Origin of the sequence: Amycolatopsis sp. NPDC057786, assembly GCF_042797905.1 — a bacterium.
GTDB lineage: Bacteria > Actinomycetota > Actinomycetes > Mycobacteriales > Pseudonocardiaceae > Amycolatopsis.
Genome location: NZ_JBHVKW010000150.1, coordinates 1 through 11,538 on the forward strand (window position 1 = coordinate 1; position 11,538 = coordinate 11,538).

The window sequence follows — 11,538 nt, forward strand, 5'->3', positions numbered from 1 at the left end:
TGGTTAGGACGGTTAGAACCGTCCTAACCACTCACGACCCCAATGCGAACCGCAGCCCCTAAACGGTGTCGAACTCCGACTCGAGTTCCTCGATCTCGTCCTTCCCCATATCGACCAGTTCGAAGTCGGCGGCGGGTTTCCGCGCCGCGGGGACCTCGTCCGGCTCCTCCCCCAGTTCGACGAACGACGCGAGCCCCGCCGGCGTCCGGTACTCGAAAACCTCTCGCGCGCCGAAGGTCATCCCCTCACGCCGCGCACGCGCCGCCAGCTGCATCGAGACGATCGAATCCCCGCCCAGCTCGAAGAAGCTGTCGTCCGCGCCGACCCGCTCCAGCCCGAGCATCTCGGCGAAGAGTTCGCACAGCAGCCGCTCGATCTCCGTGACCGGCTCCCTGCCTGCGATATGCCCGCTGAAATCGGGCTCCGGCAACGCCTTCCGGTCGACCTTCCCGTTCGCGTTCACCGGCAGCGCGGCCAGGGCCATCACCACAGACGGCACCATGTACTCCGGCAGCAGCCCGGCGATCCGCTCGCGCAGCCGCACCGGGTCCACCCCGGCGCCGGACACGATGTAGCCGATCAGCCGTCCGTCGCGGACCGCCACCACCGCCTGGTCGACGCCCGGCTGGTCCGCCAGCACCGCCTCGACCTCGCCCGGTTCCACGCGATAGCCGCGGATCTTGACCTGCGTGTCCGCGCGCCCGGCGAAGACCAGTTCGCCTTCGTCGTTCCAGTACGCCAGGTCGCCCGTCCGGTACATCCGCTCGCCGGACGCGAAAGGATCGGCGACGAACCGTTCGGCCGTCAACGCGGTCCGGCCGAGGTAACCGTGCGCCACCCCGGCGCCCGCGATGTACAGGTCGCCCGCGACGCCCGGTGGTAGCGGCCGCAGGAAGACGTCCAGCACGTACAGCCGCCGCCCCGGATGCGGTTTGCCGATCGGCAGCGTCGAACCCAGCTCGTCACCCGGCCGGATCACCTTCCACGACGCGCAGAACGTGGTTTCGGTCGGCCCGTAGGTGTGCAGGACGCGCAGGTCCGGGCACGCCTGCCGCACCCGCTCCACCGCGCCGAGCGGCACCACGTCCCCGCCGGTCTGGAAGTAGCGCAGCCCTGCGAAACAGTCCGGCTTCTCCTGCACCAGCGCACGGAACTGGCCCGCGGTGAAGTTCACCGACGTGAGGCCCGCCGCCGCGTGCGCGGCGAGGGTGTCCGCGTCGATCACGCCCGGGCCCGCGAGGATCACCCGCGCCCCCGCCACGAGCGGCACCAGGACCTCGTACAACGCCGGGTCGAACGTATGGGGCGCGTGCATCAGCACCGCGTCGCCCGGATGCAGATCCCACACTTCGTAGCCCAGTAGCGCCGCGACGGCGCCGTGCGGGACGGCCACGCCCTTGGGCGTTCCTGTCGAGCCGGACGTGTACATCACGTACGCCAGGTCGTCCGCCCCGACCGGGACCAGGGAAGCCTCGCCCTCGACCGGATCGCCCACGTGGATCCGCGGATACCCGGACGGCGTCGCGGTCCCGATACGGCACATCACCGCGGCCGCCGAAGAGTCCTCCAGCATGAACGCGACCCGCTCGGCCGGATAGTCCGGATCGATCGGCACGTACACCGCGCCGGCCTTCCACACCGCGAGCCAGGCCGCCAACAACTCCGGGGACCTCTCGACCACGACACCGACACAGTCGCCCCGACGCACCCCCCGGGCGATCAGAACCGAAGCGAGTTTGCCGGACCAGTCGTCGAGTTCCGCGAACGAATACTCCCGGTCCGCGGCCACGATCGCCGTCGCGTGCGGGGTCCGTTCCACCTGACGGCCGAACAGCTCCACCGCCGACGCCGCGTCCACGATGTCGTCCGTCTCGTTCCAGCGCTCGACCACCAGCGCGCGGCCTGCCTCGTCCAGCACGTCCAGCCTGCCGACCGGCGTCCCCGGCTCCGCGATGATCCGCTCCAGCACCAGGGTGAGCCCGTCCAGCGCCGCCTTGGCGACGGACGCTTCGACAGCGTGATACTGCAGTTCGATTTCCAGGCTTTCGCCCGGCATCACGCCGAGAGTCATCGCGTACGGCGTCGCCTGGTTGAAGTCCCGCAGGGTCAGGCTCAGCTCGGACGCCGAGCCGGTCGCCGGATCGGCGTAGTTCTCGAACACGACGATCGTGTCGAAACCCGCCTCACCCAGTTTCTGGATCTCCGGCAGGCCGAGATGGTGGTGGGCCATCATCTCCGACTGCCGGCCCTGCAGTTCGGTGAGCATGCGCAGCACCGGCTGGTCGGCGTCCAACCGCACCCGGACCGGCACGGTGTTGATGAACAACCCCACGGTCTGCTCCGCGCCGGGCAATTCGGCGGGACGCCCGGAGACCACCGCGCCGAACACGACGTCCTGACGGCGCGCCAGCCTCGCCAGCACCAGCGACCAAGCGCCCTGCACGAGCGTGTTGACCGTCAACCCGTTGCGGCGGGCGAACTCGGCCAGCGCGGAGGTGAACTCCGGCGAATGGCGAACCACCTCGCTCGACGGCAGCCCGTGCGCCTTCCCCGGCGTTTCCGGCAGCCCGAGCGACGTTCCGTCGGCCCCGTCCAATTCCGCGCGCCACGCCGCTTTGGCGGCCTCCTTGTCCTGCTTTCCCAGCCAGGCAAGGTAATTCCCGTAGGAACCCGGGGCACGCGCGACGCCACCCGTCGCGTAGACCTCCAGGAGATCCGCCTCGATGAGCGCCCGCGACCAGCCGTCGATGAGCAGGTGATGGCTCGTGGTCACCAGGCAGTGCTTGTCCGGGCCGAGCCGGATCAGCATCAGCCGCAGCAGCGGCGGCCGCGTGAGGTCGAACCGCGTGGAGCGTTCCTTCTCCGCGATCGCGGTCACCTCGGCCAGCGCGTCCACTTCGGACAGATCGGACAGATCGCGTTCGGCCCACGGAAGCTTGACCTCGCGCGGGATGAGCTGGATCGTCTCGCCGTTCTTCCGCCGCTGGAAGCTGGCCCGCAGCGCGGCGTGCCTCGCGAGGACGGTCTCCCAGGCCTTCCGGAACCGTTCCGTGTCCAGTGGTCCGTCGATGATCTGCGTTTGCTGGATGAGGTGGATGTCGGGCGCCTCGTCGTCCAAGGACGCGTGGTAGAGCATGCCCGCCTGCATCGGGGAAAGCGGCCAGACCTCGGCCAGAGCCGATCCAGAAGTTGTCGTCGAAGTGTTCACGATGCCCGGCCTTCGCTGAGTTCCGCTGCCAATGCTTCGAAGCTCTCGATCTCGTCCTGATCCAATTCGAGGAGACCGAAATCGGATGCGGTGTGCCCGCCCGCGGCGGGGTCTTCCGCTTGGGAGGCCAGTCCGGACAACACGGCCAGCAGTTCCTGGACCAGTCGTTCGATTCCGGCTTCGTCGAACACTTCGTCCGACCATTCGAGCAGGAGGATCAGTTCCGGCCCGTCCGGCAGATCCTGGACGATCATGTTGACGTCCAGCGCGTGCGGCAGCCGCATGTCCGCGTCGATGGAGCCGCCGATCTCGCCGACCTGCTGCCACGCCCGCACCTCGCCACTCTCACCGGCGGCGAACCGGCCGAGGTAGTTGAACCCGATGCGCGCCGACGGCAGCGCCGCCAGCACCGGCTCGGTCTCGGCGTTGAGATGGCGCAGCAATCCGAACCCGAGCCCGTCGCCGGGCACCGCGCGCGACTGTTCCTTCACCGCCTTCAGCAACGTCCCGGCAGCCGCGTCACCGGCGAGCACCCCGTCCAGGTCGATCCCGGCGACGTCGAGCCGCACCGGATGCGTGCTGGTGAACCAGCCCACCGTCCTTGACAGGTCCATTCCCTCGGCGGGATGACGGCCGTGGCCTTCGACGTCCACCAGTACCGAGTCCGACGCGCTCCACCGGGCCAGCGCTCCCGCGAGCCCGGCCAGCAGGACCTCGTGCACCCCGCAGTGGAACACCACCGGAGCCCTCCCGGCCAGCACCGACGTCTGAGCCGAGGGCACCACCCACGACTTCGAGCGCACCGCGCCCGCCGGTTGCGGCTGTTCACCCTGCCCGAGAATCGCTTGCCACGCCGGGAGTTCCGCGACCCGCGCGGCGGAGACGGCCCACTCCTTGAGCAGCCCCGCCCACCGGCGGAACGACACGGCCACCGGCTCCAGTTCCGGTTTCCGCCCGGTCGCCGCTGCCTCGCACGCCGCTCGCAGATCCGCCGCCAGGACTCGCCACGAGACCCCGTCGACCACGAGATGGTGCGCCACCACGACGAGCCTGCCGACCCGGTCCGGCCCGGCGTCCAACCACACAATTTGGACGACCACGCCCGCGGCGGGATCCAGCCGTCCGACGGCCTCCCGCGCCACCTCGTCCGGCGTGCTGTCGTCTGCCTTCACGCGGGTGAAGGCCGCGGGAGCGCCACGCTCGCCGACCACCAGCCGCCCGTCGACCATCCGCGCCCGCAGCATGTCGTGCGTGTCCAGCACCGCCGTCAGCCCTGCGGTCAGTGTCTCTTCCGTCAGATCCGCCGGTGCGCCCAGGACCATCCACTGCGCGAAGCCCGGCGCCGCGGCGCCGTCCCCGAACAGCCGCATCACCGGCGTCAGCGCGACTTCACCGACCCCGTCCGCGTTCGATTCCTGCTGTGGCACAAGCGCTTTCACCACCAGCTGCGCGAGCCGTTCCGGCGTCCGGTGCTCGAACACCTGCTTCGGGGTCAGCGCGATGCCGTCGCGACGCGCGCGGGACGCGACCTGCATGGACGAGATCGAGTCCCCGCCCAGCTCGAAGAAGCTGTCCTCGACCCCGACCCGCGCCAGCCCGAGCACCTCGGCGAAGACCTCGCACAGGATGCGCTCGGCCTCGGTCGCCGGTTCCCTGCCGACCGTCTTCGACGAGAAATCCGGTTCGGGCAACGCCTTCCGGTCGATCTTCCCGTGCGCGGTCAGCGGCAGGACGTCGAGTGCCATCACCGCCGCGGGCACCATGTACGCGGGCATCCGCTCGGCGAGTTCGTTCCGCAGCGCCTCCGGATCGACGTCACCCGGCGACACGTAAGCCACCAGTCGGCCCTCGCGAACCGTCACCGTGGCCTGCGTGACCCGAGGATTACCGGACAGCGCGAACTCGATCTCGCGCGGCTCGACCCGGAACCCGCGGATCTTGACCTGGTCGTCGGCCCGGCCGGCGGACACCAGCTCGTCCTCGTCCGTCCAGTAGGCCAGGTCGCCGGTCCGGTACATCCGCTCACCGGGCACGAAAGGATCGGCGACGAACCGCTCCGACGTCAGCGCGGCCCGCCCCAAATAGCCCCGCGCCACCCCGATTCCGGCCAGATACAGCTCACCGACGACCCCGCGTGGCAACGGGCGCAGGAACGCGTCCAGCAGATAGCCGCGCACCCCGGCGATCGGCCCGCCGAACGGGATCACCTCACCGCGCGGCGCCAGCGGCATGCTCACCGTCGCGCAGATCGTGGTCTCGGTGGGCCCGTACGCGTTGAGCATCCGGCGATCGGCCGAGAGCCGGTCCACCAGTCCGGGCGGGCAGAGCTCCCCCGCCGCGGTCACCGTCTCGACCCCGGCCGGGAAGACGTCGACTGTGGCCAGCACCGACGGCGGCGCCTTCACATGCGTGACGTCCCACCGCTCCAGCGTGTCGCTCAGCGAAGCCTGCGGCGGCAGATCCTCGTCCGGCGGCATCACCAGCGTCGCCCCGGAAAGCAGCGCCATCATCACCTCGGACACGATGGTGTCGAAGCCGAGCGCCGCGAACTGCAGGACACGGGACGACGGCGTCACGGCCAGCCTGTCGATATGCGCCATCGCCAGGTTGCCCAGGCCCGAGTACGTGACGATCACGCCCTTCGGGGTTCCCGTCGATCCCGACGTGTAGATCACGTACGCCGCGTCGCGCATCCCCACCGTCGGCAAGACCGCCTCCGGGGCCGCCGCCAGGTCGATTTCGTCGAGCACGACGACGCGGTCGCCGAATTCCTCCGGCACCGCGTCGCGCGTCTTTCCCTGACACACCACCAGCATCGGATTCGCGCTGCCGAAGATCAGCTTCACCCGCTCGGCCGGGTACGCGGGATCCACCGGGACGAAGACACCGCCCGAAAGCGACACCCCGAGCATCCCGATCAGCCACCACGCCGACCGTCCGGCCACCAGCCCGACGCGGCGCTCCCGGTCGACGCCAGCCGCCCGCAGGACGGCGGCGAACCTCGTCGCGCGGTCCCACAGTTCCGCGTAGGTCAAGTCGCCTTCGCCGTCCGTGACCGCCACCGCGTCCGGCCGCTCGGCCGCCATCCGCCCGATCAGCTCCGGCAGCGGCTCGCCGTCGATCAACGCGGGTTCCCAGCGGGGCAACGGGATCTCACCCATGCCGGTCCGTCCGACGAGACCGGACGGATCCTCGACGACCGCGCCGAGCGCACCGGCGAACCAGTCCAGCAGGGAGTCGGCGACGGCCTCGTCGATCTGCCCGCGCCAGTAGGCGAGCTGGATCCGGAACTCCTCGCCCGGGATCACCCCGACCGTCACCGGGTAGTGCGTCCCTTCGACCGTGCCCAGATACGAGAACTGGTCGGCGAAGTCCCGCGGGTAGTTCTCGAACACCAGCAGCGTGTCGAACATCGCGCCGGGTCCGGCCGTCTTCTGGATCTCCGTCAGCCCCAGGTGCTGATGCGGCATCAGTTCGACCTGTCGCCGCTGCAGGGCGGTGAGCATGTCCACAACGGACTGCCCTCCGTCCAGCGAGACCCGCACCGGGATCGTGTTCATCATCAGCCCCGGCATCGACTCGACGCCAGGGAGTTCGGCGGGACGGCAGGCGACCGTGGTGCCGAACACGACGTCGGTCCGCCGCGCGAGCCGTGCCAGCACCAGCGCCCACGCGCCCTGCACCACCGTGTTGAGCGTCAGCCCGTGGTCGCGGGCGAAACCCGTGAGCCGGGTGTACAGCTCCGGCGCGAGATGGGTGACGCGGTAGTCGTAGTCCGTCGCCGTGTCCGACTTGGCGACCAGGGCGGGCACATCGATATCCGACAGCTCCGCCTGCCAGGCCACGCGCGCCGCGTCCTTGTCCTGCCTGTCCAACCACGCCAGATAGTCACGGTACGAGGCGGCCGTCCGGTCCGGGAAACCGCCGGAGGTGTACGCCGCCGAGACCTCGTTGAGGATCACCGCCACCGACCAGCCGTCGGTCAGGATGTGGTGGTTGACCACCAGCAGCCGATGCCGATCCTCGGCGACCTTGATCAGCACGAGCCGGAACAGCGGCGCCTTGGCGAGGTCGAACCGGTCCCGCTGTTCCGCCGCGGACAGCGCCTTGACAGCCTCTTCGACATCGCCGGCGCCGGACAGGTCGACCTCGCGCCACGGCAGCTCGACACGGCCGGCGACGGCCTGCACCGCCTTACCCGACGCGAGCCGGTGGAAGGTCAGCCGGAGTTCGGGGTGCCGGGCGAAGACCGCCTCCCACACCGACCGCAGCCTCGCCACGTCCAGCGGTCCGGTCAGCTCCACGATCCACTGGGTCTGGTAGATGTCGGGACCCTGGTCGTCGAGGGTGGTCTGGAAGAGCAAGCCCGCCTGGAGCGGCGCGAGCGGCCAGACCTCGACGGCGTCCGGGACCGAGGCCGCCAGTTCCGTCTCGTCTTCCGCGGTCAGCTCGACCAGAGGGCCCTCGACGGGCCGGTCCTCCACGGCACCCGCCACCGCGGCCAGCCGCGCGGGAGTCCGCTCGCCGAAGATCTGCGACGGCGTCACCAGCAGACCGGCCTTCGCCGCCCGGGCCGCGACGCGCACCGCGAGGATCGAATCCCCGCCCAGTTCGAAGAAGCCGTCGTCGACGCCCGCCCGCTCGATGCCGAGCACCTCGGCGAACAGTCCACAAAGGACACGCTCCGCCTCGGTGACGGGTTCGCGTCCCTCGGCCTTCGCGGTGAAATCGGGTGCGGGCAACGCCGCCCGGTCCACCTTGCCGTTGCCGGTCAACGGCAACGCGGCCACCGCCAGCACCACAGCCGGGACCAGATAGTCGGGCAGGACCGCCTGAAGCCGCTCGCGGACGAGCGCGGGTTCCACGTCCGCCACCACGTAACCGATCAGGCGGCCTTCGATCGGCACCACGACGGCCTCGTGGACGTCCGGCTGCGCGGTCATCGCGGCTTCGACCTCACCGGGTTCGATCCGGAACCCGCGGATCTTCACCTGATCGTCGACGCGGCCCGCGAAGAGCAGTTCGCCGTCCGGTGTCCATTTCGCGAGGTCACCGGTGCGGTACATCCTCTTGCCCGGCGCGAAGGGATCCGCCACGAACCGCTCCGCCGTCAGCCCTGGCCGGTCGAGGTAGCCGTCGGCCAGCCCGGCACCGGACAGGTACAGCTCGCCGACCACGTCCGGGGCGACCGGCCGCAGCGAGTCGTCCAGCACCCAGGCCTGCCGCCCGGACAGCGGACGCCCGATCGGCAGCACCGCCACCGGGTCGTCCTCCGGTTCGAGCACGTGCCAGGTGGCGCACAGCGTCGTTTCCGTCGGCCCGTACAGATGCCGGATCCGCGCGCCGGGCGCGGCGTGGCGCACCCGGTCCACCGCGTGCGCGGGCACCAGGTCCCCGCCGGTCAGGATCTCGCGCAGCCCCGCGAACGACTCCGGCGCTTCCTCCGCCACCGCACGGAAACTGCCGGCGGTGAGATGCGCCCGCGTCACCCCGCCCGCGACGGCCTCCCGCAGCCGTCGGGCGTCCACCGGCCCCGGCGCGGCGATCACCACCCGGGCGCCCGACACCAACGGCACCCAGATCTCGCACAGGGACGCGTCGAAGGAATGCGGCGCGTGCATGAGGACCGCGTCGTCGGCGCCCATCGCCCAGCCGGGATCCCCGACCAGCTCCGCGACGCTCGAATGCGGGACGGCGACGCCCTTCGGCTTGCCCGTCGAGCCGGACGTGTACATCACGTACGCCAGGTCCTCCGGGCTCGCCGGAACCACCGCGACGTCGCCCGCCTCGTCGGCGACGGTGATCGCCTCGATCCCGTCCGGGACGCTGTCGCGCGTCCCGGCCGAGCACAGCATCAGGGACGCACCCGAATCCGCGACCATGAACGCCACCCGCGGCGCGGGGTACGAGGCGTCCACCGGCACGTACGCCGCGCCCGCCTTCCAGACGGCGAGCAGCGCGACCAGCAGATCCGCCGAGCGGTCGAGCATCACCGCGACCCGGCGGGCGCCACGGGCGGCCAACCGGCCGGACAGCCTGCCCGCGAGTTCGTCGAGCTCGCGGTAGGTCAGGATCCGGTCCCCGTCGACCACGGCCACCGCGCCGGGGGCCCGGTCCACCTGCCTGGCGAAGAGATCGAGCACCGTCGGTGCGGCCTGCGCTGCGGAACTCATCGTCATCCTCCGTAGACCACGGTGTCCAGCGGCTCTTCGTCGAACTCGTCTTCCTCGGGCTCCGGCTTGGGCGCGTTGTTCTCCGGCCTGGCGAACTGCGTGTGGTAGAGCTCCGAATACAGCCCGCCCCTGGCCAGCAACTCGTCGTGCGTCCCGCGTTCACGGACCGTTCCGCCGTCGATCACGAGGATCTGGTCGGCCTCGCGGATCGTGGACAACCGGTGCGCGATCACCAGCGACGTCCGATCGCGCAGCGCGGTCTTGAGCGCCCGCTGGACGGCCGCCTCCGACTCGGAGTCCAGATGCGCGGTGGCCTCGTCGAGCACGACGACCGTCGGCGCCTTCAACAGCAACCGGGCGATGGCCAGGCGCTGCTTCTCCCCACCGGACATGCGGTAACCGCGGTCGCCGGTGACGGTGTCGAACCCGCGGGGCAGCGACTGGATCAGGTCCCAGATCTGCGCCCCCTTGCAGGCTTCGACCAGCTCTTCCTCGGTGGCGGTCGGGCGGGCGTAGAGCAGGTTCTCCCGGATCGTGTCGTGGAAGAGGTAGGCGTCCTGGCTGACCACTCCGACCGTGCCGCGGATCGAGTCGAATGTGAGGTCGCGCAGATCGTGCCCGTCGAAGCGGACCGCGCCTCCGTTCGGGTCGTAGAGCCGGGAGACCAGGTGCGTGATGGTGCTCTTGCCCGCGCCGGACGGGCCGACGAGCGCGGTGAGGGTGCCCGAGGGCGCCTCGAAACTGATGCCGCGCAGGACGTCCGCCGTCTTGTCGCCGTTCTCCCGTTTGGTCCGCAGGTGTTCGAGCGACGCCAGCGACACCTCGTCCGCGGTGGGATAGCGGAACACCACGTCGTCGAACTCGATCCCCGGCGCCTTGCTCTTGTCAAGTTCCTTGGCGTCCGGGCGTTCCTGGATCAACGGCTTGAGGTCGAGCAGCTCGAAGATCCGCGCGAAGCTCACCACCACGGTCTGCGCGGTCTCCTGCAGCCCGGACAGCTGGGTGATCGGCCCGAACAGCCGCCCCAGCAGGGTGGCGATGGCGATGAGCGTGCCGAGCTGGAACGCCCCCTCGATCACGAGCCCGCCGCCGACGCCGTAGACGACCGCCGTGGCGATCGACGCCATCAGCGCCATCATGGCGAAGGACATCCGCGCCCAGATGGAGATGCTGACGCCGATGTTGCGGATCTTGCCCGCCCGCTTGCGGTAGTCGGCCATCTCCTCGTCCGGGCGGCCGAAGAGTTTGGAGAGCATCGCGCCCTGGACGTTGAACCGCTCGTGGAGGAGTCCGCCGAGCCCGGCGTTCGTCTCCATCAGCGTCCCGGTGCGGCGCTGGATGATCCGCCCCACCCAGATCCAGGGGATGACGAACAGCGGGACCAGCACCAGCGTGACCACGGCGACCAGCCAGGACAGGTAGAACAGCTCGGCCAGCACGAGCAGGACGGTGACCACGCTGGTGGCCGCCATCAGCAGATGACCGAACGCCTGCTGCGCCATGATGAGCTCGGTGTGCAGCCTGCCGACCAGCACCCCGGTCTGGGTGCGGGTGAAGAACGCGATCGGCAGCCGCCGGACGTGGTCGAGGGCCTGCACCCGGAGGTCGTAGGTGACCCCCTCGCCGATCTTCGCGGAGACGAAGGCGGACAACAGCGACAGCAGCGCGCCCGCCACGGCGAGGCCGGCGGTCAGCACCGCCATCAGGATGACGACCCCGAAGTCGTTCTTCAGGATGCCGCCGTCGATGAGTTCCTTCATCAGCAACGGGGTCGCGACGACGACGAACGCCTCCATCGCGGCGATCAGGACGAAGATCGCCACCTTGCCGACGTGGGGGCGGAAATACGCGAGGACTCTGCGCACCGTCCCCGGCCGGACCCGGTTCGACCAGGGATCGGGGTCGTCATCGCTCTTGGGCGACGCCCCGAAGCGCAACATTACTTCCATTTGGGCATCCCTCTCACGCACGAAGTCGGCGAGCTCAATCGTGCTGAATCGTGTCGATGTCCACGAGTGGCACCCGGGGAACATCTCCGCTCTGTTCGTCCACAAAGGACGCTGATGGCTCCGGTGGCCGTGTCGCGGAACGCCCAGTAGGCACACCACGATTGCCCCGAAAGGGGATGGGGGCCCCCCCCCCCCACCACCGCGAACC

Annotated in this window: 3 protein-coding genes; all 3 read right to left on the reverse strand. The window is 70.1% G+C overall.

The window, feature by feature from the left end; translation table 11 throughout:
• Nucleotides 1–58: 58 nt before the first annotated feature.
• From ACFVM3_RS39810 to ACFVM3_RS39820, 3 genes are read right to left on the reverse strand one after another with little or no spacing between them, the layout of a single operon-like run.
• Entirely contained in the window at nucleotides 59–3,208 is a 3,150-nt protein-coding gene (locus tag ACFVM3_RS39810) for an amino acid adenylation domain-containing protein (protein ID WP_378444959.1), read from the reverse strand.
• Nucleotides 3,205–9,381 (reverse strand): amino acid adenylation domain-containing protein, encoded by a 6,177-nt coding sequence (locus ACFVM3_RS39815; RefSeq protein WP_378444960.1) that lies wholly within the window; start codon nucleotides 9,379–9,381, stop codon nucleotides 3,205–3,207. The genes ACFVM3_RS39810 and ACFVM3_RS39815 overlap by 4 nt, the downstream gene beginning before the upstream one ends.
• Before the next feature lie 2 nt (nucleotides 9,382–9,383).
• On the reverse strand, nucleotides 9,384–11,330 hold the full coding sequence (locus ACFVM3_RS39820; RefSeq protein ID WP_378444961.1) for an ABC transporter ATP-binding protein: 1,947 nt from the start codon (nucleotides 11,328–11,330) through the stop codon (nucleotides 9,384–9,386).
• Nucleotides 11,331–11,538: the final 208 nt, after the last annotated feature.